Here is a 23,876-nt window from a genome sequence, read left to right on the forward strand (position 1 = left end):
CAGATTTCCTATTTCGGCCGGTATGGCGCCGGTGAAGTTACCGCCGAGCGATAACTCCACAAGTCTGGTCAGATTCCATATTTCGGCCGGTATAGCCCCGGTGAAGTTATGGCCGAGGTCTAACTCCTCAAGTCTGGTCAGATTCCCTATTGTGGCCGGTATGGCGCCGCTTAAAGAGTTATTAAAGAGGTCTAACCGCCTAAGATTGGTCAGATTTCCTATTTCGGTCGGTATGGCCCCGCTTAAAGAGTTGTTGTCGAGGACTAACACCTCAAGGCTCGTCGAATTCGCTATTTCGGCCGGTATGGCGCCGCTTAAGCTGTTAAGTCTGAGATATAACACCTCAAGGCTGGTGAGATTCCCTATTGTGGCCGGTATGGCGCCGCTTAAAGAGTTATCGCCGAGGTTTAAGCCCTCAAGTCTGGTCAGATTTCCTATTTCGGACGGTAGTTCTCCCCGTAAATTATTGGAATGCAAGTATATCTCGGTGACTGCGCCGTTCTCAACCGTAACCCCGTACCACTCCCCGACCGGTTCTTCGCTTTTCCAGTTGGCATTCTCCGTCCAGTTATCGCCGCCGGTCGCATCGTATAACGCCACCAGCGCGGCCCTCTCCGCGTCCGTTTGCGCCTGCGCCACGTTCGGAACGAAGACCATTGCCGCTAAAAAAGAGCAATAGATCGCAACCGACCACGCCACCCTTGACCAGCCGGCATCCTCTCTATTTTTCAAGAGGGCAAACCAGGAAGCAGTGGGTTTCGCCAGGCAATGGGGGCCGGGTGAAAAAATTCCCATACCCTTTCCTCGCGGTAAACTTTCCATAACCTTCCTCGCGCTGGGAGAATTCTTCACATGAGTCTCCTCGGATTGATCGCCCGAAAACAAGACCGCGACTTTATGCCTTAATTCCCGCGAAAATCCGTCCAATCAAACTGAACCGCCTCTGCCGACGCATCACAATATACGCTGCGCTTGCGTTCCGTAGTGGCCGCCGAGCGAGGAGACCGGGCGCAGACAGGCGCGTACGTGCCCGACCGCTCCGTTTTCCGAAGGTCCCGGGACCGACTCGATTCCTGAACTCAACTACGCCGTGCTTCCGCAACGCACGGATCGCGCGGTTCACGGCACCTGCGCACAGGCCGGTTTTTCCCTGCCTGGGCAGGCAGCAGCCCCTTCACATCTCTCCGTACGCCCTGGCGTTTTTTCGCCCGCCCGGCTGCGAACACACCCGCACCTCCCCCCTTTCCATGTTGAGAAAGGAGTATACATCCTGTATTTACATATTTTGCACATATTTTTGTTAAAAAATACCTGTTCTACAGCACTTTTTTACCCATAAAGGGCTTGACATTACAAATTTGCGCCGTAATTTGATCAATCAGGTGGGGAAAAGTGGGGAACATTCCCATAATTTGAACGATGAACCGGTATAGTGTACCGGATGGGCTTCACCGGTTCATGGCTTTAACCGCTGCTTCTTTGGCGTCATGGCAAGCTTCAAGGGACAGGCAGAATACTCCGTAGACAGCAAGGGTCGCGTCGCGATCCCGGCCAGAATGCGGAATGCGCTGAACCCGGATGCGAATAACAGTTTTACGATCACGCGCGGCTTCGAGCAATGCATTCTTTTGTTTCCGCTGGACGAATGGGCAAAGCGGGAGGCGGAGATTGCACGGCTGAACACGTATCGATCCGAAGCGCGCAGTTTTGTGCGCACGATCATGCGTTGGGCGGATGAAGTGACGCTGGATGGTCAGGGGCGGATCGTGGTTCCGAAGAACCTGATTTCCTTCGCCGGCCTGAAAGACGCCGTGCTGATCATCGGCGTGCTGGATCGTATCGAGATATGGAACCCGGATGTGTTTGCTGCGCAGGCTGAGCAGGAAGCCGAATATTCGGAGGTAGCGGAAAGGATATTCGATATGGGAAGGGACCTGTAGTGCTATGACAGGCGGAAATTTTTCCGTCACAGGGGATGACTGGAGGAGACGGACATAAACGAATGGGGAATACGGAGGCGAGCGATTTCGCAACCTCTTTCCACATTCCTGTTCTTTGCAAGGCTGTAACAGAAGGACTGATTACGAAAACCGGCGGCGTGTACGTGGATACTACCTTGGGTGGGGGTGGACACAGTGCTGCAATGCTCGAGTTGTTATCACCGAGAGGCAGGGTGTTCGGCATCGATCACGATGTCGAAGCGCTCGATGCATCTTGCAGCAGACTCGTCGCCGATATGGAGCGCGGGCGGTTTACGCCTCTCCGGGGCAATTTCGAGGATATCGAACGATTGCTCGAAGAAGCCGGAGAGGCGCAGGTGGACGGTCTGGTGGTGGACCTCGGGGTTTCCTCCCACCAGATCGACACCGCCTCGCGCGGATTCAGTTATCTCGCCGAAGGCGCGCTCGACATGCGCATGGATATGCGTGGGGAGCGCTCCGCCCACAAGGTGGTGAATTCGTGGGATTGGGGGATGCTGAAAGAGGTGTTCTCGACGTTTGGCGAAGAGCCTCGGTCGGGCCGGATCGCTCGTGCGATCGTGGAGGCCCGGCCGCTCGAGAGCACGACAGAACTGGCCGGGGTCGTTCGCGGCGTAGTGCCGGGGCGCGAGGCGGTTCGGACCCTCTCTCGCGTATTTCAGGCGCTGCGCATTGTGGTGAATCGTGAGCTGGAAGTGCTTGAGCGGTTGCTCGAAGCGTCGGTCCGTGTGGTCCGGCCAGGCGGACGGATGGCCGTGATAAGCTATCATTCGCTTGAGGACCGAAGGGTCAAACGGTTTTTCAGAAACGGGAATTTCGAGAGGGAGCCGTTGCGCGATGTGTACGGCAATCCGCTGGTCCCGTGGAAAGAACGCATGCGGAAACCGATACAGCCGGATGCTGAGGAGGTGGAAGCCAATCCGCGGGCGCGCAGTGCCCGCCTCCGCATCGCGGAGCGTACGGAGCTGGCATGGCCCCCCGATAAGGATGTGCAGACGATAAGGCGATGAACGAACGTGTGCGGCATGTACAAGCCAAAAACACATATCCGAAACAGGTTCGGAGAAGCGAGTCCGGCTTCGGAGACGGCTCGCATCGGGGAGTCTGTCCCGGCGTACCGGCAAGGGCATGCGCTGCCCGGCTGGTCGGATATCCAGGGCCTGAACAAACGCACATCGGCTGACTCCCGGGAAGAAGCCACATTTTTGGGACGCATTTCGACAGCGCGGTTCGCCCTGATTGTTCTGGGGCTTGGGGTTCTTTTCACGCTGTATGTCGGGCATGTTCATGCCACGCAACAGATTCTGGCCGAACTCGAAGCGGAGCGCCGGGAGAATCTTCGGCTTCACCTGCAGCACAATCGCCTGAAAGGGGATTTCGATCAGATGGTCGGGCCTTCCGTCATCTACGCGCGCGCCCATGAACTGGGGCTCGTGACGGATCCGGCGCCCGGACCGCCGATCGAGGTGGGGGAATGACGGAACGCACCCGAACAGGACACAAGACGCTTGCGAGAGATATCTCACGTGGAAGCAAAGGATTCCATACTGGTCCGAATGTACGTGGTGCTGACGGCGCTGAGCCTGCTGCCACTGCTTATCCTCGGGCAGATATTTCGTATCCACCTTACGGAGGGCCGCGATCTGCGGGATCAGGGGCGGCGGCAGACGAACTCGTTCGTCAGCATCCCGGCGATGCGAGGCGCCATCTACGATCGCGCGGGCAGGACACTGGCGGTGAACACGGCGCGCTACGATCTGGCGCTCGATCCCACGGTTTCCGGCTTCGACGAACAACAGCATACGTTCTTTGAAAGATTGTCAAAGCTGACCGGTACGTCATCGGCGTACTACCGGCAGCGCGTACGCGAACGAACCAGTCCGCAGTACGTGCAGCTCGTTCGGGGCATGCCGCAGCGGCAGAAGGAAGAGGTCGAGCGCTGGAATGTACCCGGCGTCATCCTCGATCCGGCCTTCGCCCGCCGGTACAATCACGGACCCACGGCTTCGCATGTGTTGGGGCATGTGAGTCCCGAGGGAGCCGGGCTGGCCGGCCTGGAATTGCAATACGACGAGTATTTGAGAGGGGTGGACGGTCGCCGTCCCGTACAGCGCAACCGGCTGGGCCGGATCAGGGCGTTCGTTGCCGGGAAAGTGGTCGAACCTGTTCACGGGGAGTCCCTCATCCTGACGATAGATCTGCTCAGGCAGACCATTCTGGAGGAAGAACTGGCTCGGGGTGTGGCCGAAACACAGGCCGCGGCCGGAACGGCGGTGGCGCTCGATCCGCGCACCGGCGCAGTGCTCGCCATGGCCAATGTGCCTGTGTTCGATCCCAACCGGGCCGGGGCGTATTCGGCGGAAACGCGCCGCAACCGCGCTGTCACGGACCGCCTGGAGCCGGGTTCCACGTTCAAACTCGTGACTGCCGTCTCCGCCATCGAGCAAGGTCTCATCGGCATGGAAGATTCCGTCGAGACAGGGGACGGATGGGCCGTGGTGCATGGGCGCACGCTCACCGATACCCGGGCTCACGGCACGATCCCCTTTCGGGAAGTGATCTCGTTTTCGAGCAATGTGGGCACGGCCAAAGTAGTGGCCCGCGCGGATCGGGGTACGTTCTACCGGCATGCCCGCAGTCTCGGATTCGGGCAGCCTACGTGGATCGATCTTCCCGGAGAGGCGCCCGGATTGCTGAAGCGGCCCGATACATGGAGCCGCACGACCCTGACCGCCATGGGCATCGGGTACGAAGTGGATGTGACGCCCCTGCAGCTTGCCGTGGCCTATGCGGCGCTTGCGAACGGCGGGCTGCTGGTGCAACCGCACATTGTCGCCGAGCGCCGGGATGTAACCGGGCGAAGCACATGGATAGCCCGCGAGGACTCCGTGCGCCGGGCGTTCATGTCCTCGACGGCAAAGACCATTCTGCCCGCTTTTCTGGGCGCGGTGGAAGAGGGCACGGCGACCCGGGCGCAGATAGAGGGGCTGAAGGTTGCCGGGAAGACCGGCACGTCGCGCAAAGCGGACGCCGGCGGGTATCGCGAGGGGGCGTACCGCGCTTCGTTTGCAGGATTTTTCCCCGCCGACGATCCACAGGTCGTGCTTGCGGTCGTGGTGGACGAGCCGAAAACGTTCCATTACGGGGGGTTGGTTGCTGCACCGGTTTTTCAGCGCGCCGCCGCGCGGTGGCTTGCGACATTTCCCGAACTGGCCCGGCAGGTTTTCCCGGTCGAGGAGCTTCCGTATGCGGCAGCAACCAGTGTGTCGGAAAGGGTGCGTCCTGTACTGCTTCAGGAGCAGGACGAGCCGAACGAATCGGCGGTACCCGGCGATGCCGTTCCTGATTTTCGGGGATGGACCATGCGCGAGGCCGCATACTGGTTATCGCGCCGGAATATCCCGGTCCGCATCGAGGGGAGAGGGATCGTAGCGGCCCAGTACCCCGAGGCGGGCCGTCCTCCCGGACAAACGGTGGTGCTGCGGTCCCGATGAAAACGCTTGGAGATTTGCTGAACGCATTGCAGGCCGCGGGCCTGCTCATGGAGACATGGGAAAGCATTGACAATATCGATATCGACCATGTGGCTGGAGACAGCCGCAAGGTCGGGCCGAACGGCCTTTTTGTAGCCATTCCAGGCGTTGAGGTCGACGGCCACCTGTTCATTGACAAGGCTGTTAAAAACGGAGCCATCGCGATCGTGTGCGAGGCGGTGCCGGAGAACCGGGCACACCGGTATCCCGGCGCCGCCTTCGCGCGCGTTCATAATTCCCGATCCGCACTGGCTGAGCTTGCCGCCGCCTGGTACGACAATCCGTCGCATGCCTTGCGCATCGTCGGCGTGACCGGCACCAACGGCAAGACCACGGTCGCTTTTCTTGTGCAGGAGGCGCTCGGGTTGCTTGGCGTACAGGCCGGTTTTACAGGAACGGTCGGGGTTCGCATGGCGGGCGAGGAATTTGCCGCCCGGCTTACGACGCCGGACGCCCTGTACATGCAACGTCTGCTCCGCCGCATGGCGGACAAGGGGTGCGATACATGCGCTATGGAGGTATCCTCCCATGCACTGGATCAGGAGCGGGTCCGGGGTATTGCGTTCGATGTGGCCGTGTTTACGAATCTTACGCACGATCATCTCGACTACCATCCCACATTCTCCGCATATTTTGCGGCGAAAAAGACGCTTTTCGACCGGCTCGATCCCAATGCGACCGCCCTGTTCAACGCCGACGACCCCGCTGGCGCCCGTATGGTCGCCGATACGCGCGCGGCCCGTACTTCGTATGGACTGGACGCCGCGGCCGATATCCATGCCGAGGTCGTCGAGGACACCATGGAGGGGCTGGTTCTTCGTGTCGACGGGCGCGCGCGCCGCTTTCGGCTTGCCGGAAGGTTCAATGCGTACAACCTCCTGGCCGCCTGGGGCGCCCTGTTGGCGCTGGGATGCGATGCCGGGGAGGCGCTGGATGCGCTCGAAGAGGCCCGGTCCGCGCCGGGGCGCTTCGAACGGATCCGATTCGAAGACGGCACGCATGTCGTCATCGATTACGCCCATACGCCCGCAGCGCTTCAGGCTGTGCTTGAGACGATCACTGCCGCCAGGCCTCCCGGCGCCCATGTATGGTGCGTTTTCGGTTGCGGAGGAGATCGCGATCGCACGAAGCGTCCGATGATGGGCGCTGTGGCCGAACGGTTCACGGACCATCTGATCGTTACGAGCGACAACCCGCGTACCGAAGATCCTGCCCGGATTATGCAGGATATCCGGGCCGGTCTCACCGATCCCGATCGTGCGCTTCTGATTACGGATCGCGGGCAGGCTATTGCCGAAGCAAGCCGCCTTGCTCGCCCGGGCGACATTGTGCTCGTGGCGGGGAAGGGGCATGAAACCCGTCAGATCGTCGGAACGGACGCAAAGCGTTTCGACGACAGGGAGGCTGTACGGGCGGCGTTTGCCCGGAGGCCTCCGGCCCGCTTGCCGCAGCACCCCCGATAACCGGATACCCGAGTTCTTTTTCAACAACATCTTATGCTTTATTACCTGATCGACTATCTGGAGCAGTTGTACCAGCCTCCTGGATTCCAGGTGATACGATTCATCACGGTCCGGGCCACGCTGGGCGCCATTACGGCGTTATTCATCTCTCTGTTCATAGGGCGCCGCATCATCAATATGCTGAGCGCAAAGCAACTGGGCGAATCCGTTCGGGAAGGTGCGCTCGCCGGTGTAGTCGATCATACGCACAAGGCCGGTACGCCCACCATGGGGGGCGCGATCATCATCCTGTCGATTCTCCTGTCGACCTTCCTGTGGGGCGCCATCGCCGAGCCGTATGTCTGGCTTGCCATGCTGGCCATGGCGTGGATGGGGGTATTCGGATTCATGGACGACTATATCAAGACGTTCAGAAAGGACAAGCGGGGCCTCGCGCCGAAAGTCAAACTGGCGGGGCAGATTTCCATCGGACTGCTGATCGGGGCGGCGCTTTGTTTTCACCCCGCGTTCGAGGCCTACAATGCGCTCACGTACGTTCCCTTCCTGAAAGACAAGATGATCAACTATGACATCTTCGGTCACTTGTTCGGGGGCGCCAACCTGGGATGGCTCGTGTACATACCCGTTGCGGTGTTCATCATGACGGCGGTGTCGAACGGGGTCAATCTGACGGATGGGCTCGACGGGCTGGCTACGGGGGTCACCGCGTTCGTAGGGCTGGGGCTCGTGGTGCTGTGCTACATTTCGGGCAATGTGCAATTCGCCGAATTTCTCGATGTGTTTTATCTGCCCGGGGCCGGGGAACTCACCGTGTTCGCCGCAGCGATGACGGCGGCCTGCTTCGGTTTTTTGTGGTTCAACGGGTATCCGGCTACGGTTTTCATGGGCGATACGGGATCGCTGGCGCTGGGCGCGGCCGTGGCGTCGCTCACGCTGATGATCCGCATGGAACTGCTCCTGCCGCTACTGGGAGCCGTGTATTTCATGGAAACGCTGTCCGTGATCATACAAACGACCTGGTTCAGGTGGACCCGCCGGCGGACCGGAGAAGGCAAACGGGTTTTCCGCATGGCGCCGCTGCATCACCATTTTGAGGCGCGCGGCACGCACGAAGCAAAGATTGTGACCCGCTTCTGGATCATTACTGCGGTTACGGTGGTGGCGACGCTGCTTGTTCTCCGCATCAGATGACGCATGTACTCCCACCTTTTTTCGCAAACGGTATATGACGCCGGGCAAGCTGCGTGGAAAGAACGTAACGGTAGTCGGCGCGGCGCGCTCCGGCACGGCCGTTGCGCGGCTGTTGCATGCGCACGGAGCAAACGTATTCGTGACCGATGCCGGCCTGATCGAACCGGCGTTCCTGACCGCTTTGAACGAAGAGGGGATTGCGTTCGAAGCCGGGGGACACTCCGACCGGGCCGCGGACGCACATTTTCTGGTGACGAGTCCGGGCGTGCCGTCCTCGGCCCCGCTTTTGCAACGGGCGGCGGGCGCCGGCCTCTCCGTCTACTCGGAAATAGAGGTTGCTTCGTGGTTTTGCCGGGCTCCTGTGCTTGCGGTCACAGGCACCAACGGAAAGACGACGACGGTGCGTTTGCTTGGGCATCTGTTCCGGCAGGCCGGGAGGAAGACGTTTGTCGGCGGCAACACCGGATATCCGTTTTCGAATTTTGCGGCGACGGCCGGCCCGCAGGATCTGGTCGTGCTGGAAGTATCCAGCTTTCAGCTCGATCACATCGCAGCGTTTCGGCCCTGGATTGCCGTGATGCTGAATATCGCGCCGGATCACATGGACCGGTATGACCATGATTTCGATGCATACGCACGGAGCAAATTTCGCCTGGGCGAAAATCAGGGAAGCGATGACTGGTTTGTCTGTAACCGGGACGATCGGGAGGTACGGGAGCGGACTTCCGCATTTCGGTCTTCCCGGACCCACGGGCCCGCCCTGCTGGAATACAGCCGGATGGGCGAAGTGGAAGCGGGGGCATTCGTGCGGGACGAAGAAATCGTGCTGAGAATAACCGACGAGGAAACCCTTATGCGATCGGAAGAGCTGATTATACCGGGGCCGCACAATCTGCATAACGCATTGGCGGCGGCCGTTGCGGCCCGCGTGACGGGGGTACCCCCTCCTGTCGTACGCGAAGGGCTGAGGACCTTTCTGGGCGTACCGCACCGGATGGAGCTTGTACGGGAGACCGGCGGGGTCCGGTACGTCAACGACTCGAAGGCGACGAATGTGCATGCCGTCCGGTACGCGCTGGAAAGCGTGGACGATCCAGTAGTGCTGATTGCGGGCGGACGCGACAAGGGAAACGATTACGGGCCGATCAAGCCGCTGGTGAAGCAGAAGGTTCGGGCCGTGATTGCCGTGGGAGAGAGCGCCGGCAAAGTGGCCGAGGAACTTGGACCGGAAGCCGGTTGCACCATGATGGCCGGTTCGTTCGAGGATGCGGTGCATCAGGCCAGCATGGCTGCCGAAGCCGGGGATGTGGTGCTGTTGAGCCCGGCTTGCGCCTCGTTCGATATGTTCCGCAGTTACGAAGAGCGCGGCGACCTATTCAGAAATCTTGTAAACGAACTGTAGCATGGTTTCTTCCGCTACCGTATTGCCGGGTTCCGAATCCCGTCCGAAACGACCGCTCGACAGATATATCGTGTGGGTCGTGCTCTTGCTGGCGGTGTTCGGGGTAGTGGCCGTATACAGCGCGATTTCGTTTCTCGCAGAGACGAAGGCCGGGGGCGATACGGAACGTTTTCTGGTGCGCCACCTCGTGCGCGTCGGCATGGCGCTTGCCGCCATGATCGTTTGCAGCGTGATCGATTACCGGAAACTGGCCCGGTTCAGTCGGATCGCCCTTCTGGCGTCGCTGGGCTTGCTCGTGGTCGTGCAAATTGCGGGCGTGACTTCGGGCGGCGCGACCCGGTGGCTGCGCATCGGGTCCTTCGGGTTTCAACCTTCGGACCTGGCCCGTGTGGCGCTCATTCTGTACACGGGCGTGCTGCTGGCGAAGAAGCAGGCCTACATCAAGAGTTTTTCGCGGACCTTCCTGCCGGTGCTGGTGTGGGTGCTTGCTGCGTGCATACTGATCGGGATAGAAGATCTTTCTTCGGCATTGATGCTGCTGGCTACGGCCATGCTGATGTGTTTCGTGGCGCGCGTCAGCATCCTGCATCTCGGCGGTCTTGCCACGCTGGGGGTAGCGCTTTCCCTTCTGCTTCTGCTCGGATCGCCGAACCGGGCGGCGCGCCTCGAATCGTATCTGGGACTGGACCTGTTCCGGCATACCGAAACCGAGGAGGTATCCAGCGATCAGGCGGAAGGGTATCAGGCCCAACAGGCCCGCATCGCCTTCGCAATGGGCGGACTGACCGGCGTAGGGCCGGGCAAAAGCACGCAGCGGGACTTTCTGCCTGCCCCGTACAACGATTTCATTTTCGCCATCGTAGCGGAGGAATACGGGTTTTTGGGCGCGATGGCGTTGCTGGGCGCTTTTCTGACCGTGTTGTTTCGGGGATTTTTGCGCATCGCCCGGCGTGCGCCGGATCCGCTGGGCTTGTTTCTGGGCGTCGGATTGACCACGAGCGTGGCGTTGTACGCTTTCGTGCATGCCGCCGTGGCATGCGGCCTGCTCCCGGTCACGGGGCTTCCCCTGCCGTTTGTTTCGTACGGGGGGACGTCCATGGTGGCGACAGGCATGATGTTCGGGATTTTGCTCAACATATCGAGGCAATGCGCCGAACGATGAGTGCTGCACCCAACATATTGTTTGCCGCAGGCGGCACCGGGGGGCATGTATATCCCGCTATTGCCGTGGCGGATGCGCTTCGCCGACGGATTCCGGACGCGCATATCCGATTTGCCGGGACGCGCAATCGCATGGAGTGGAGGACAGTGCCTGAAGCTGGATACGAGATATATCCCGTTACGGCGGCCGGCTTGCATCGTGCGCAACTGTACCGGAATCTCGCGCTGCCGTTCAGACTGGCGCGTTCGATGGCCGAAAGCCATGCGCTCGTGCGGAAGTTCAATCCCGATGTAGCCGTAGGTACCGGCGGATACGTAAGCGGTCCTGTGCTGCTCGCCGCCAGTCTGGCCGGTAAACCGATCGTGGTGCAGGAACAGAATGCCTGGCCCGGGTTGACCAACCGGTTGCTCGGAAAGCGGGCGGCGGCCATCCATGTGGCGTTTGAAGAAGCACGGCAACACTTTCCGTCCGATCGCTGCTTGTCCAGCGGTAATCCTGTCCGCGAGGAACTCGTTGCGGCGGATCGGGAAGGATCGCGGCGGGACTACGAACTGCCTGCCGGGGCATTTCTGATCGCCGTATTCGGGGGGTCGCTGGGAAGCCGGGCCATCAATGAGGTGATCGCGGGCAATCTGGAAACGGTGCTGGCCGACGAGTCCGTGCATGTCATCTGGCAGAGCGGCCGGCGGTATTTCGACGAAATGCGTTCCCGCGTACCGGCCCACGCGCGTTTGCGGCTGCTCGAATATGTCGATCGGATGGATCGGGCATACGCTGCCGCAGACCTCGTCGTATGCCGCAGCGGCGCGCTCACGTGCAGCGAACTGGCGATCACGGGTACGCCCGCTATCCTTATTCCTTCTCCGAATGTGGCGGAAGATCATCAGACCCACAATGCCCGGAGTATGGTGGCTGCCGGCGCCGCCGAGATGATTTCCGAATCGATGATCCATACCCTGCCGGAGGCGATAAACCGGCTGCGGGAGCGCCCCGAACTCCTCAGGGATATGTCGAAAGCGGCGCTTGATCTGGCTCGGCCCGACGCGGCCGATCGGATTGCCGGGGACGTGTTGCGTCTGGCGGGTTTCGCGGAGGAAACGAAGGAAGGCGATAACGAATCGACGAGGATCAGTCGGCAAGCGATGCATGGTTGAATGATGAAAAGTAAACGGCAATCGGCTCTGGGGCGTATCCGGCGGGTCCACATGGTGGGCATCGGCGGTATCGGCATGAGTTCCATCGCAGAGGTGTTGCTCAACCGGGGGTATTGGGTGACCGGCTCGGATCTCCAGCTGTCGGACGTGACGGACCGGCTGACCTCGCTTGGCGCGGTGATCCATGAGGGGCATGCCGCCGAAAACGTGCAGGATACCGATGTGGTCGTGTATTCCTCCGCGGTAGCGCTGAAAGAAAACCCGGAAACCGTGGAGGCGGAACGGCAGCGTATTCCCACGATTCCCCGTTCGGTGATGCTTGGGGAATTGATGCGCATGCAGTTCGGCGTCGGCATCTCCGGCACGCACGGCAAGACCACGACCACCTCTATGGTCGGATTGGTTGTTGCGGAGGGAGGCTTTGACCCCACCATTATCGTAGGCGGGAAAGTAGCGGTTTTCGGTTCGAACGCGGTGGTCGGCGAAGGCAATGTCATCGTGATCGAAGCGGACGAATACGATCGGACGTTCCTGCGGCTCACTCCTTCCCTGGCCGTTATTACGAACATCGAGGCGGAACACCTCGATACGTACAGGGACCTCGACGACATCAAACAGGCGTTCACGCAATTCGCGAACAGCGTGCCTTTTTTCGGAGCGGCTGTGCTTTGCCTCGACGATCCGATCGTACAGGAAATCGTCAGTCGGATAGACCGCCGGATCATTACGTACGGCATGTCGCGGCAGGCGGAGGTCCGCACCGACAAGGTCTGGCAGGACGGCGCGACCACCCGGTTTAATGTACTGTGCCGCAACCGGAGCCTGGGCGATATTGCGTTGCATGCGCCCGGCCGGTACAACGTACGTAATGCGTTGGCTGCGGTGGCGGTCGGCATCGAACTGGAGATCGATTTCGAGAAAATCCGGGCGGGTATCGGCCGGTTCACGGGCGTGCAGCGGCGTTTTCAGACAAGAGGCGAGGCGGCGGGCGTTACGGTGGTGGACGATTATGCGCATCATCCGACCGAGATCACGGCGACGCTTGAAGCGGCGCACGAGATGTGGCCCGACAAGCGGATTATTGCGGTGTTTCAGCCGCATCTCTACACGCGTACGCGCGATTTCATGGATGATTTTGCGAAGGCTTTCTTCAATGCGGACGTGCTGGTGCTTACCGATGTGTATGCCGCGCGGGAAGCGCCCATTGACGGCGTGAACGGAAAAATGCTGGCCAGTCTGGCCAGGCAGTACGGGCACCGGAATGTGCATTATGTCGCCGACAGGAAAGAAGTGCCTGGCTTTCTTGCAGGCAAGGTCCGGGAGGGGGATGCCGTCGTGACCATGGGCGCTGGAGATATCTGGCGCTGTGGCGGCGCATTGCTTGCGGAACTCGAAAAACGGTAGGGTTGCAGGAGCGGAAAGATGGGTAAAACAACACGGATTCTGGGGCGCATGGCGGGCTTGACGGCGGTCGCGGCGATCGTCGGAGCGCTGTCGTTTGCCGGATGGACCTGGGTCGACGGAATGGTTGTTCGCGAGGTGATGGTCGAGGGCGCCCGGTACGCGGACGAGGAGACGATCCTCGCCCTGGCCGCTGTCGATACGAGCATGCGCGTGCTGGATGTGGATCCGCTGCTGATCGCCGACCGTGCCGCCCGGCATCCCTGGGTGCAAACCGGTGTGGTTCGAAGGCTTCCTTCCGGTGTGGTGCGGATCGCTGTCAGAGAACGGCGCCCCGTTGCCCTGGCGCTTACTCCCGATGGGCAACCGGCGGCCTGGCTGGACGCCGAAGGTCATACCATGCCGTTGTCCGAAGGCGCTGCCTGGGACGTACCGTTGGTTTGGGGCGCTGCGTTGCCTGAGAATCGCACGCAGCCGCTGCGCGAAGCCTCGCTGCGCGAACTGCTTGCCATGCTGCCGGAATCCGATCCGCTGCCGGATGCGCTCGTTTCCTCGTTTGAGGTCGAGCGCGCCGGAGGCATCACGATGTATGCAGCGGTTCCCGGCGGTAACGACGCGATTGCCGTACGGCTGGGAAGCCGCGGGTATGCCGAAAAATTCAGGCGGCTGAATGCCTTCTGGACGCAAGCCGTATTGCCGCGCCCGGATAAAACCTTTACCACCATCGATCTCCGTTTTGACGGCCAGGTTGTCACGAAAGGAAGTTGACCCCCATGGGGTATTTGCTTATGGAAACGAGCATGAATGAACGTATTGTAGTCGGTGTAGACATCGGCACCACCAAGGTGTGTGCCGTGGTTGCGGCTGTCGACCCTCTCGGCTCGATCAACATTCTGGGGGTCGGGGTTGCAGAGTCGGACGGTCTGAATCGCGGGGTCGTGGTGAACATAGACAAGACGGTCGCCGCCGTGCAGGTTGCCGTAGAGGAGGCGGCGCGGGCCGCCGATGTGGACATTCGGAGCGTAATCGTCGGGATCGCGGGGGATCATGTCCAGAGTTTTCGGACGAGCGGCGTCATCACGATATCGCCTCGGGATCGGGAAATCGTGGCGAACGACGTGCAGCGTCTCCTAAAGGACACCACCCATGTAGCCATGCCCGCCGATCGGGAAATTCTGCATGTCATCCCGCAGGAATACGTGGTGGACGGGCAGGACGGGGTAGCCGATCCTGTGGGGATGAGCGGAGTGCGCCTTGAGGGAACCGTACACATTATCACCGGACTGGTATCCGCGGCCAAAAATGTCTATCGCTGTATCGAGAAAGCGGGTTATCAGGTCGAGGATATTGTGCTGGAGCCCCTGGCTTCGTCCTGTTCGGTGCTCCATCGGGACGAAAGGGAAGTCGGCGTAGCCCTTATCGACATTGGCGGCGGCACGACGGATATCGCCGTGTTCGAGGATAATACCATTCGCCATACCGCCGTCATCGGCATCGCCGGGAACAATGTAACCGACGACATCCGGCGAGGCCTTGGCGTCATGCGGGACCAGGCTGAGCAACTCAAATGCCGTTTTGGGGTCGCTCTCATCGACATGGCCTCGGAAGAGGAGGAAATCACGATACCCGGATTGGGGGGACGCCCGGAAAAGAGTATCGGACGCAGTCCGCTTGCACAGATTATCCAGCCTCGTATGGAGGAGATCCTGGAGATCGCAGCCATCGAGATCAAGCGCAGCGGCTACGCGGGAAAACTGGCAGCCGGCGTGGTGCTTACCGGCGGCGGCTCGCTTATTCCCGGTGTGGGCGATCTTGCCTCCGATGTGCTCGGCGTGGAAGCCCGTGTGGGCGTGCCCACCGGACTGGCCGGCGGCATGGTGCAGGAGGTCACGGACCCCAAGTATTCCACGGCGGTCGGGCTTGTGTTTCACGCAATGCAATCCGGGGTTGGAAACGGTGCGGTTTTCAGTGGAGGACTGGCTTACCAGGGAGAAGATCGCGCCTCTCGGAATTCGCTCGTCAACAGGATTGCGACGAGGATGAAGGGCTGGTTCGACGAACTATAACAACAATTGCTGCCTTTGCTGCCGGGCGCATGCGCCGATCGGCACTCACCCATGGAAATAATGGAGAAACCCATGAGCAACTCCTTCAAATTCACCGGCTCGTTGACCGACAAACCCAAATTGTGCGTGGTCGGCGTTGGCGGCGGCGGCGGCAATGCCGTCAATGACATGATCACCCGCGGGATCAGCGGGGTCGAATTCATTGCGGTCAATACGGACGCGCAGGCGCTCCGGAAGAATCTTGCGCCGGTGAAGATCCAGGCCGGTTCGGCCCTGACGAAAGGTCTTGGGGCCGGCGCCCGGCCTACCGTCGGCGCCGATGCGGTCGAAGAGAGCCGGGAGGAAATCAAGCAGGCGCTTCGGGGCTTCGATATGGTTTTCATTACTGCGGGCATGGGCGGCGGCACCGGCACCGGAGGCGCTCCCGTGGTGGCTGCGATTGCACAGAAACTCCACATTCTGACGGTTGCCATCGTTACGCAGCCATTCGAATTCGAGGGCGCCCGCCGCAGAAAGGCCGCCGATGAAGGCATCGAACTGCTTCGCGATTTTGTCGATACGCTGATTGTCGTTCCCAACGAACGCCTGATGGAAATATCGGACGACAAGACCAGTTGGCTCGAGGCGTTCAGCATGGTGGACAATGTGCTCTACAATGCGGCGCGAGGCATATCCGATCTGATCACCGTACATGGCCTCGTCAACCTCGACTTTGCGGATGTCAAAACGACTATGGAAGCCGGCGGCCAGGCGGTCATGGGAGCGGCGGAGGCAAGCGGCGCCGCACGGGCCGAGGTGGCGGCCAAGGATGCTATTTCGAGTCCGTTGCTTGACGGGCTGTCCATAGCAGGGGCCAGTAATGTGCTTGTCAACATTACCTCCGGTAAGAACATCACGCTCCAGGAGGTTAAGACGGCGGTTGGCATCATTCGGGAAGAAGCGGGAGCAGAGGTGGAAGTCATTTTCGGCACCGTGATAGACCAGGCCATGGACGACAAGCTCAGCGTTACGGTCGTTGCCACGGGATTCGATCTGTCTCCGGGCTTGAACGGTCAGCCCCCGTATCCCCGGAGGACGATGTCGCTTAGCTCGACAGGGGCTGTACCGAATTACAAGGGCGAGGATAATTTGAAGAAACTGGATGTGCCTGCCTACGTGCGTCGGGAGATTGTCCGGCAGGACGAGGAGTCGGAAAGGTCCGACCGGGAAACGAGGGAGGAAGCGCAGACAACCCGGGCAAAAATCAACAGGCTTCATCGCGATAACCCGGGGCAAACCCGGAAAGAAGACACCGATACGCCGGCATTTTTGCGGAAAATGATGGACTGAAACGGGGTGCGAGGCGCCTGTCCTGCCGATGGCCTTTCTCCGTTCAGCGTATATCGCGGCGTTCTGGGTTCTCGCGGTGCTCTTTCCGCGTCCCGTCGCTGCGCAGCAAGCGCCCCTGAAGGGCATGGTGTGGACGCCTCCCGACGACCGCATACAAGCCGTGCGGGATATGTACGCCATGGCGGAAGCCGGCGTGGAGGCGGTGCGCGCAGACTTTTTCCGCAACGACGACATACTGGATATCGCCGATACGCTCGGGCTGCATATCTATCTTGATCTTCCCTTTTCCCGCCTGTCGGTTTCCGGACTGGCGGACACCCTTGCATCTGCCCGGGCATCCCTCGACGCGGCGCTGGACATGGCGCGCCGGCATGCTTCGATCCGGGCGATAGGGCTCGCCGGCTATAGCGATACATCCGATCCGGCGGCCTGCGCCTGGTTCGAACAGTTATCGAGCCGTGTGCGCGAGGCGGCGCCGGATGTGTCGACGTACTACGTAACCCTGTTTTCGGAAGATGACGCCTGTGCGAATGCGGTGGATTTTGTTCTGCCGGATGTGCTGGACAGACCCGATCCGTTGGCCTGGATCGAAAGGGCCGACATGTCTTCGGTGGGCGCGGGCGCACTCGGAACCGGCGTCAGGGACGATGCCCCCCGCGGATTGCTTGCGCCGTTTTCGCAGGAGCGACAGGCCCGCTATTTTGAGGACACGCTGCCCGGGCTTTTCGACAGTTCATTGCGGGTCGTGTTCGTGTATCGCTGGCGCGACAGGCCATTTTCCGGCATAGTATCTGATCCTCTACACTACGGACTGCATACGCCGGATGGCTCTGCGCGAGCGGCTTTCGAAGTGATTTCGGGGGTTTTTTCCGGCCGCAGAACGGTTTTTGCGTTCGACGAGGGTACCCCGCCGTCCAAACCCTTCCCCTGGATTGTTCTTTTCGGCTGGATGATTATCCTTGCGTTTGGAGCAGGGTATGCATTTCTCCCCCGTTTTCGCTACATGTTGCCCCGGTATTTTCGATCACATGCCTTTTTTGTCGAGGCGGTGTACACAAAACGGGAAAACCTTCCCGCGATGAATTTCGCGGCGTTCTTCATGCTGGTTATGACGAGCGGATCAACGGCAGTCCTGGTCCTCTACAATCTGACCGCAACGGACGCCTTCATGGTGGCTATGCATCATCTGCCTCCTTTCGTATCGTCTTTCGTGGACCAGATGATCGACAAGCCTGTCCTTTGTTTTTTATTAGGGGGTATCCATGTGCTTGTTCTGGGGATATGGGCTATCCTGTGGTCGCTGCTTTTGCGTTTCGGGGCCCGAACAGTACGGACCCGGCAGGTGCTTATGGTCATCGCATGGGCGCACTGGCCGTATTTGCTTGTCATGGCAGGCGCCATGGTTGCCTCTTCCCTTCCGGCGCCGAGCGGTCAGGTGGCTTCCATGCTGGCCATTGCCTGGATATGTTTCGGCCTGTTCTCCTTCATCCAGGTCCTGTTCGATATATGGTTAATGGCGCGGGAAGCAGGTCTGCTTGTTCCGGGCGCCTTGCTCCACCCTTTTGTGTGGGTGTTTTTTCTTCTCCTCAACGCGTTGCTCAGGCATTCGTCCGAGGTGGCCTTTGTGTGGCACGCTGCGCTGAGACAATAGAGGGTATCCTTTACTGCGTTGCGGTTGCTGTGCGTTCGTGGGGTTGGGCAGGCATTGCCCACATCCGCTCGGCAAACTCCTGAAAGGGTTGCTTGTAATGAAGCCAACTGAAATGGAGGGAGACAGGTGTGAATTCCTGATAATCGCCACGTCCCGGCAAGCCGGACACCAAATCTGTCAGGAAGGTGCGCAGCGCCCGGTTCCGAATGCCTCGCAACGCATAGACCGAGCGATCCGTGTAGTACCGGTAGGTGACGTCGCGAAAGTCCGGATCGTACGTCGTCCAATCCTCGATGAAGTCCAGTTGGGGGCTCAATCGTCCCTGGAGCCAGGGGAAAACCTCCAGATTGTGTTGACTCATCGCCATCGCGAGACTCCATTCGCAGGATTCCTCGCTGCGACCCTCCGCCAGACGGCTTCGGAAATGGGTTTGCGCCCTTTTTGCAAGGAATGAGGCCGCGGTCTCGCACACGCTTTGGACCGTATCCCGGTCGGCACAGTAGATCATGCCGGCCTGCACGCGGGGCAGATGGGTGATTCCGAACCGTCGGATGGTGCGTTGCCGGCGGTTCAGGATCACATCGATCATGATGCGCCAGTCCTTGGGGCCCCCGAAGAAGAAATCGGCGCGCTCGTTGCCTGTGGCCGTGAAGGGATATGCCTGTAATTGTTTCCAGAGCGGATCGGGGCTACGGCACCAGATGATATCCGCATCCACGAACAGCGTGCGCTCGTACGGCATGAACCGGTGCAGGTGGTGTTTGAAACCCGTAATCGAAGCGTGCTCCTCGGGCAGCACATGAATGTCCTCGAAGAGGTCCGCCTTGCCGTGTTTGCGCAGGTGTTCCCGGTGCGTGTCGGGGCAGAAGAGGGCAGCGGGTCGATGCGCATCGTGACGCCTGAGCGTCATGACGGAAGCCGCTGCATGATGCACGAACCGTTCCGGCCCGTAGGTGTGCAGCACGTAGCCTTCTTTCGGAGTGTGCATGGCTTGTTCTCGTCTGCGCCGTCCATTCCCCCGGCGTGCGTCCGGCGGCACGACTTACGAACGCATCCCGTCCAGTTTTTTCCGAAGACTGTTCATCAGGGAATCGAAACCGCGCTTGCGAACGACCGACTGAAAGGAACGCGCATATCCTTCCGCCGTGCTCACGTCATCCAGGATAATGTCCCGGACCTGCCACTGCCGGTCCGTTCGCCCAAGCACATATTCCACTTTCGTCGGAATGTCCTTGTAGACCGTGGTCGTGGTTACATACGCCATGGTGTCGTTGGCGGTAATGTTTCCGTAGGTGACCACGGACCGGTAGACGTCAAGATCCGAGAGCGACTGATTCCGGACGATCCGGCTGAATACGTCTACGAATTCCTCCCGTTGCGCCGGCGCCGGATCGGCCCAGAAAGGCCCGAGGGCTGCACGCCCCATCGCCGTGAAATCGATACCGTCGTTGATCACGCGTTTGAGTTGCTCGCGCTGTTCGTCGGTGAAGGTCTCCCGGTCGCCCAGTACGTCCTTGATCTCGCGATCCCGCTGTTCGAGAAAGCGGCGCACTTCAGCGGATCGATCCTGAGCCCGGACCGGGCTCGGCAGTTCGAGCAGGATACCGAAGAGGAGGAAGAGAAGACAGGCGTTGCGTGCCATGAAGGTATCGGTTTTCAGGCGTGTGCGGAAGCAGGAAGATACTTACATATTTGCAAGAGATATGTAACCGATAGGTATTTAACAACAATCATGCCGGAATGTCACATAACAGGCCCTAAGGATACGCTGATTTATTCCGGGAGAACACCGCTCAGCGCCGGCGGGCCGGGCCCGGCCCAGCCCGTTTCCGCCCATAACCGCAACACGGCGACATTGAATGCCCGCACGCGCTCGTAATATGTGGCTCTCAACGCAAGATTTGCCCGCACGGCATCTACAAGGTTTTCTGTATCGCCCAGATCCAGATCGAAATTGATTTGTTCGGTGCGCAGCCATTCCCCGCTGATGGTCAGGGCTTCGCGTTGCGCCTCCATGGCGGCTCGCGCGGTGATGACGTTGCGCCAGGCTGCTTCCACCTCGAACAGGATCAATTGCCTGGCCGCGGCCAGTTGGTGATGAACCTCATTGCGTTCCGCTTTCGCCTGAGCCACCCTGGCGCGCGTTTGCGCCATATTGAGGGGCAGGCGCAAGCCTATTCCCGCCCGCAGACTGCGTCCCATATACGGATCGTTGACATAGGGATTCGGTTGGCGGAACCGCCCCGACGTCAGCGTAATCCTCGAGTCGATGCCGAGGAAAAGTTGCGGGAAATAGTCTGCGCGCGCCACCTTGATTTGGGCTTCCCGCGCAGCCAGTCCCGCGGCGGCCTGGCCGATTTCCGGCCGATGTTCCAGAGCAATCCGCAGATAGGTGTCCAGGGAGTCGAGCACGAAAGGCATGGGTTCCAGCACGATTTCTTCCGGCTCGGGTGTCGTGGCTCCGGGCAACATCATCTGGCGCGCAAGGGCGCTTTGCGCGGTGCGCAACCCCTGTTCGACTTCCACCACCCGCCGCAGAAATTCCTGCTCCGTAATGCGGACCTTGAACAGGTCGGCGTCGTCCACATCTTCCGCGCCTTCTTCGAGGAGACGGTCAATCTCCGTCTTGGCCTGTTCCACGATTTCCCCGGCTTGTTCGGTCAGCGTGACGAGCTGCTTCGCAAGCAACAGGTTGTAGTACAGCGTACCGGTGCGGAGCGCGATCTCGATCTTTTTTTTGCCTACGGATGCTTCCTCGAGACGTACGCCCTGCCGGGCCGCCTCGATGTTTCCTTGCAGCGCGCCCCATGTATACAGGGGTTGCACCAGGCTGGTCTCGAACCGGTTCAGCGGACGCAGGGATTCCCAGTCGTTCCGGACCCCGGGGTAGAGATACAGATTGTCTTCGGAGACCCCGGACGGGAGGTTGCGAAGTCCGGGCGCCGCGGCATGGGCTGTCTGGAGTGAAAACTCGGTGGCGAATCGGGATGCACGGGCAAGTTGCTCCCGCGCCTGCGCGAAATCAAGATTCGAGGCAACGGCATTTATCTCCGGGCTCACTTCGAGGGCGTGCCGGACCGCCGTTTCGAGGCGTACGCGGATCGTATCCGGCGCCTGGGCGGAGGCGGCGCAGGGGAAAAGGGTGATACAGATGCACAGAAGGGCGTTCGTCAGGCGCAGGGCGTGCCGTTGCATGGCGCTGTACGCTATTGGTCAACGAGATCCGGCAGTTCTTTCAGGTCGTCAATGACGATATCCGCTCCCCGCTCCTGCAACAACGATGCCATTTCCTCCTTGTTTTCGATATAGGGAGGGATGAAGCCTATAGCGCGCACCCCGGCTTTCCGGGCGCATGTCATGTCATCCACGGAATCACCGACATACACGGCCATTTCAGGATGCACGGCGCGTCCTGCCGCGTTGAGCATGGCCAGCGCATGCTGGAGAGGAAATGGGTCCGGCTTGAAACGCTTCTCCTGTTTTTCCTTGGCGACAATCAGGGGAAAATACTTTTTCCAGTCGAAACGATTTACGGTCCACTTCGCTTCGGCTTCCGGGCGTCCCGTGACGATGCCCATAGTGCGTCCGCTCGCGTGGAGTTTATTCAGCGTAGCCGTTTGTATGAGAGGGGGTTCTTCCGCAATGAAGCCGTTCCATTCCTCTCCCCGATATCGTCTTTGAAAAGCGTCCACTATACGGCTTAGCGGCACGCTCATTCCCGTATCGGTGATAATGGCGTGCGTCAGTTTCCAGTCGTCGTTGAAGCCGCCGAGGTTTTTGTAGCGCTGGATGGTGCTGGGGAGAAGCTGCCGGCCGGTGAATTGCTCCACGGTTTCTTCCACGGCGCGCCGATAGGAACGGGACACGTCCACGAGCACGCCGTCCATGTCGAAGAAAAGCGCCTTGACCTCGGTCGTACCCGGCATATGCGCTATGAATTCATGGTGACGAGGAATTCGTCATTGTTTTTTGTGCCGCGCATTTTGTCGAGCAGGAACGTCATGGCGTCGATCGGCGACATATCGGCAAGCAGTTTCCGAAGGATCCAGATGCGCCCCAGCTTGGCCTCGGGCACGAGCAGTTCTTCCCGCCGCGTCCCCGACATGATCACATTGATGGCGGGGAATACCCGGCGATCGGCGAGGTTGCGATCCAGCACGATTTCCGAATTCCCGGTTCCCTTGAATTCCTCGAAGATGACCTCGTCCATCCGGCTTCCCGTGTCGATGAGGGCCGTGCCGATGATCGTCAGCGATCCCCCCTCTTCCACATTCCGGGCCGCCCCGAAAAAGCGTTTCGGATTCCGCAATGCGCCCGCTTCCATGCCACCGGAGAGGGTTTTGCCCGTGTTCGGGGTTACCGTATTGTGCGCCCGCGCCAGACGCGTGATCGAGTCGAGGAGAATGACCACATCCTGTTTTGCCTCGACCAGCCGTTTGGCTTTCTCCAGCACGATATCCACCACCTGGACATGCTGTTCGGCTTTCTGGTCGAAGGTCGAAGAGATCACCTCGCCGCGAACGTTCCGCTCCATATCCGTGACTTCTTCGGGTCGTTCGTCCACGAGGAGCACGATCAGATACACTTCCGGATGGTTCTCGGTGATCGCATTGGCGATCTTTTGCAACAGAACGGTTTTACCCGTTTTCGGCTGGGCTACAATCAGAGCTCTTTGTCCCTTGCCCACGGGCGTAAAGAGGTCGAGAATGCGGGTGTTGTAATCGCTCGGATGCGTCTCGAGCCGGAGATGCTCCGTCGGGTAGAGGGCCGTAAGATAATCGAAACCCTGCCGTTCTTCGATTTCTCCCGGTTTGCGCCCGTTTATCGTATTCACCTGGATGAGCGCAAAGAAACGTTCTCCCTCTTTGGGAGGGCGTACTTCTCCGTCGACCGTATCGCCCAACTGCAAGCTGAAGCGCTTGATCTGCGACGGGGAAACGTAGATGTCGTCGGGGCTGGGCAGGTAATTGTATTCTGCCGAACGCAGGAAACCATACCCGTCGGGGAGCACTTCCAGCACCCCGATTTTCCGGATCATGCCTTCCAGTTCGGTTCTCCTCGGGTCGTGTGCGGCCATGTATTCCGGCCGCCCTTCGTAGACATTTCTGCGCCGGGCTTCGTGTTCGCCGCCGCCCTGCCGATGATCCCGGCCGCGCCGGTTGTTCTTGCGCTGGTCCTGATGACGACGCTTGTTGCGCCGATCGTCTTTTCCGTGATCGCGATAGTCCGGGCGCTCCCGTTCGTCTCCCCCGGATTCGCGGAGAGGCGGCCTCGTACGGTCGCCGCCCGGCGCGTTTCTTTGATGCGTCCGGCCCCCGTCATGGGGTCGGGACGAACCATGTCCGCCGGGATTACGAGGCGTTTCACCCCGACGCGCGTCGTCGGATGCCCGGCCGGGGCGTTTGCGCTCCTGCGCATGCGTTTGTTCTCGCCGGGGTTTGCGTTCCGGGTCCTTTTCTTTTCTGGGAGGGCGGGTTTCGTCGCCTGGGCGCGTACGGTCGCCTGCTGGACGTGCGCGGTCGTTTCCGGGGCGGGTGCGTGGAGG

At 60.2% G+C, this 23,876-nt stretch carries 20 protein-coding genes; 14 read left to right on the top strand and 6 right to left on the bottom strand.

The window, feature by feature from the left end:
- Positions 1–852: hypothetical protein (locus tag F4Y00_10575; GenBank protein ID MYE05399.1), on the bottom strand; the 852-nt coding region annotated here is incomplete at its 3' end.
- A gap of 635 nt (positions 853–1,487) precedes the next feature.
- Between F4Y00_10575 and mraZ the strand changes: the two genes are divergently transcribed.
- The 14 genes from mraZ to F4Y00_10645 all read left to right on the top strand — a co-directional run bounded on the left by mraZ (position 1,488) and on the right by F4Y00_10645 (position 18,331).
- Complete coding sequence (gene mraZ, locus F4Y00_10580; protein MYE05400.1) at positions 1,488–1,940, top strand: division/cell wall cluster transcriptional repressor MraZ; 453 nt, start codon at positions 1,488–1,490, stop codon at positions 1,938–1,940.
- 62 nt (positions 1,941–2,002) lie between these two features.
- Positions 2,003–2,989, top strand: a complete 987-nt coding sequence (gene rsmH / locus F4Y00_10585; protein ID MYE05401.1) for a 16S rRNA (cytosine(1402)-N(4))-methyltransferase RsmH — start codon at positions 2,003–2,005, stop codon at positions 2,987–2,989.
- Between the two features lie 15 nt (positions 2,990–3,004).
- Entirely contained in the window at positions 3,005–3,457 is a 453-nt protein-coding gene (locus F4Y00_10590; protein ID MYE05402.1) for a hypothetical protein, read from the top strand.
- 66 nt (positions 3,458–3,523) lie between these two features.
- Positions 3,524–5,473, top strand: coding sequence for a transpeptidase family protein (locus F4Y00_10595; protein MYE05403.1), 1,950 nt, complete (start codon positions 3,524–3,526; stop codon positions 5,471–5,473).
- Positions 5,470–6,975 (top strand): UDP-N-acetylmuramoyl-L-alanyl-D-glutamate--2,6-diaminopimelate ligase, encoded by a 1,506-nt coding sequence (locus tag F4Y00_10600; protein ID MYE05404.1) that lies wholly within the window; start codon positions 5,470–5,472, stop codon positions 6,973–6,975. The genes F4Y00_10595 and F4Y00_10600 overlap by 4 nt, the downstream gene beginning before the upstream one ends.
- Positions 6,976–7,008: 33 nt before the next feature.
- Positions 7,009–8,166 carry a phospho-N-acetylmuramoyl-pentapeptide-transferase gene (locus tag F4Y00_10605; protein MYE05405.1) on the top strand — a complete coding sequence of 386 codons (1,158 nt, stop codon included), beginning with the start codon at positions 7,009–7,011 and terminating at the stop codon, positions 8,164–8,166.
- Positions 8,167–8,200: 34 nt separating this feature from the next.
- Entirely contained in the window at positions 8,201–9,568 is a 1,368-nt protein-coding gene (murD, locus tag F4Y00_10610) for a UDP-N-acetylmuramoyl-L-alanine--D-glutamate ligase (protein MYE05406.1), read from the top strand.
- 1 nt (position 9,569) lies between these two features.
- A complete protein-coding gene (locus F4Y00_10615; protein MYE05407.1) occupies positions 9,570–10,730 on the top strand; it encodes a cell division protein FtsW in 1,161 nt (386 codons plus the stop codon).
- On the top strand, positions 10,727–11,884 hold the full coding sequence (gene murG / locus F4Y00_10620) for an undecaprenyldiphospho-muramoylpentapeptide beta-N-acetylglucosaminyltransferase (protein MYE05408.1): 1,158 nt from the start codon (positions 10,727–10,729) through the stop codon (positions 11,882–11,884). The genes F4Y00_10615 and murG overlap by 4 nt, the downstream gene beginning before the upstream one ends.
- Positions 11,885–13,288: a UDP-N-acetylmuramate--L-alanine ligase gene (locus F4Y00_10625; protein MYE05409.1), complete on the top strand. Its 1,404-nt coding sequence runs from the start codon at positions 11,885–11,887 to the stop codon at positions 13,286–13,288.
- Positions 13,289–13,306: 18 nt separating this feature from the next.
- A complete protein-coding gene (locus F4Y00_10630; GenBank protein MYE05410.1) occupies positions 13,307–14,053 on the top strand; it encodes an FtsQ-type POTRA domain-containing protein in 747 nt (248 codons plus the stop codon).
- A 32-nt stretch (positions 14,054–14,085) separates the two neighbouring features.
- On the top strand, positions 14,086–15,351 hold the full coding sequence (ftsA, locus tag F4Y00_10635; GenBank protein MYE05411.1) for a cell division protein FtsA: 1,266 nt from the start codon (positions 14,086–14,088) through the stop codon (positions 15,349–15,351).
- Positions 15,352–15,411: 60 nt separating this feature from the next.
- The gene (ftsZ, locus tag F4Y00_10640) at positions 15,412–16,680 is read left to right on the top strand and encodes a cell division protein FtsZ (protein MYE05412.1); all 1,269 of its coding nucleotides are present in this window, start codon (positions 15,412–15,414) and stop codon (positions 16,678–16,680) included.
- A gap of 28 nt (positions 16,681–16,708) precedes the next feature.
- Positions 16,709–18,331 carry a hypothetical protein gene (locus F4Y00_10645; protein MYE05413.1) on the top strand — a complete coding sequence of 541 codons (1,623 nt, stop codon included), beginning with the start codon at positions 16,709–16,711 and terminating at the stop codon, positions 18,329–18,331.
- A 10-nt stretch (positions 18,332–18,341) separates the two neighbouring features.
- Here the strand turns inward: F4Y00_10645 and F4Y00_10650 are convergent, their stop codons facing one another.
- From F4Y00_10650 to F4Y00_10670, 5 genes are all read right to left on the bottom strand, one after another.
- Complete coding sequence (locus F4Y00_10650; protein MYE05414.1) at positions 18,342–19,319, bottom strand: hypothetical protein; 978 nt, start codon at positions 19,317–19,319, stop codon at positions 18,342–18,344.
- Positions 19,320–19,373: 54 nt separating this feature from the next.
- On the bottom strand, positions 19,374–19,973 hold the full coding sequence (locus F4Y00_10655; GenBank protein ID MYE05415.1) for an ABC transporter substrate-binding protein: 600 nt from the start codon (positions 19,971–19,973) through the stop codon (positions 19,374–19,376).
- Between the two features lie 131 nt (positions 19,974–20,104).
- Entirely contained in the window at positions 20,105–21,526 is a 1,422-nt protein-coding gene (locus tag F4Y00_10660) for a TolC family protein (GenBank protein MYE05416.1), read from the bottom strand.
- 11 nt (positions 21,527–21,537) lie between these two features.
- Positions 21,538–22,257 (bottom strand): HAD hydrolase-like protein, encoded by a 720-nt coding sequence (locus F4Y00_10665; GenBank protein ID MYE05417.1) that lies wholly within the window; start codon positions 22,255–22,257, stop codon positions 21,538–21,540.
- A 5-nt stretch (positions 22,258–22,262) separates the two neighbouring features.
- A partial coding sequence (locus F4Y00_10670; protein MYE05418.1) for a transcription termination factor Rho occupies positions 22,263–23,876 on the bottom strand: 1,614 nt, incomplete at its 5' end.

The sequence above is a fragment of the Bacteroidetes bacterium SB0662_bin_6 genome, assembly GCA_009839485.1.
Lineage (GTDB): Bacteria > Bacteroidota > Rhodothermia > Rhodothermales > VXPQ01 > VXPQ01.

Coding starts and splice junctions, on each gene's coding strand:
- F4Y00_10600 (MYE05404.1), top strand. CDS start 5,470: ATGAAAACGCTTGGAGATTTGCTGAACGCATTGCAGGCCGCGGGCCTG.
- F4Y00_10655 (MYE05415.1), bottom strand. CDS start 19,973: ATGGCACGCAACGCCTGTCTTCTCTTCCTCCTCTTCGGTATCCTGCTC.
- F4Y00_10665 (MYE05417.1), bottom strand. CDS start 22,257: ATGCCGGGTACGACCGAGGTCAAGGCGCTTTTCTTCGACATGGACGGC.
- F4Y00_10645 (MYE05413.1), top strand. CDS start 16,709: ATGGCCTTTCTCCGTTCAGCGTATATCGCGGCGTTCTGGGTTCTCGCG.
- murD (MYE05406.1), top strand. CDS start 8,201: ATGACGCCGGGCAAGCTGCGTGGAAAGAACGTAACGGTAGTCGGCGCG.
- F4Y00_10590 (MYE05402.1), top strand. CDS start 3,005: ATGTACAAGCCAAAAACACATATCCGAAACAGGTTCGGAGAAGCGAGT.
- murG (MYE05408.1), top strand. CDS start 10,727: ATGAGTGCTGCACCCAACATATTGTTTGCCGCAGGCGGCACCGGGGGG.
- F4Y00_10625 (MYE05409.1), top strand. CDS start 11,885: ATGATGAAAAGTAAACGGCAATCGGCTCTGGGGCGTATCCGGCGGGTC.
- rsmH (MYE05401.1), top strand. CDS start 2,003: ATGGGGAATACGGAGGCGAGCGATTTCGCAACCTCTTTCCACATTCCT.
- mraZ (MYE05400.1), top strand. CDS start 1,488: ATGGCAAGCTTCAAGGGACAGGCAGAATACTCCGTAGACAGCAAGGGT.
- F4Y00_10615 (MYE05407.1), top strand. CDS start 9,570: ATGGTTTCTTCCGCTACCGTATTGCCGGGTTCCGAATCCCGTCCGAAA.
- F4Y00_10660 (MYE05416.1), bottom strand. CDS start 21,526: ATGCAACGGCACGCCCTGCGCCTGACGAACGCCCTTCTGTGCATCTGT.
- F4Y00_10650 (MYE05414.1), bottom strand. CDS start 19,319: ATGCACACTCCGAAAGAAGGCTACGTGCTGCACACCTACGGGCCGGAA.
- ftsZ (MYE05412.1), top strand. CDS start 15,412: ATGGAGAAACCCATGAGCAACTCCTTCAAATTCACCGGCTCGTTGACC.
- F4Y00_10605 (MYE05405.1), top strand. CDS start 7,009: ATGCTTTATTACCTGATCGACTATCTGGAGCAGTTGTACCAGCCTCCT.
- ftsA (MYE05411.1), top strand. CDS start 14,086: ATGAATGAACGTATTGTAGTCGGTGTAGACATCGGCACCACCAAGGTG.
- F4Y00_10630 (MYE05410.1), top strand. CDS start 13,307: ATGGGTAAAACAACACGGATTCTGGGGCGCATGGCGGGCTTGACGGCG.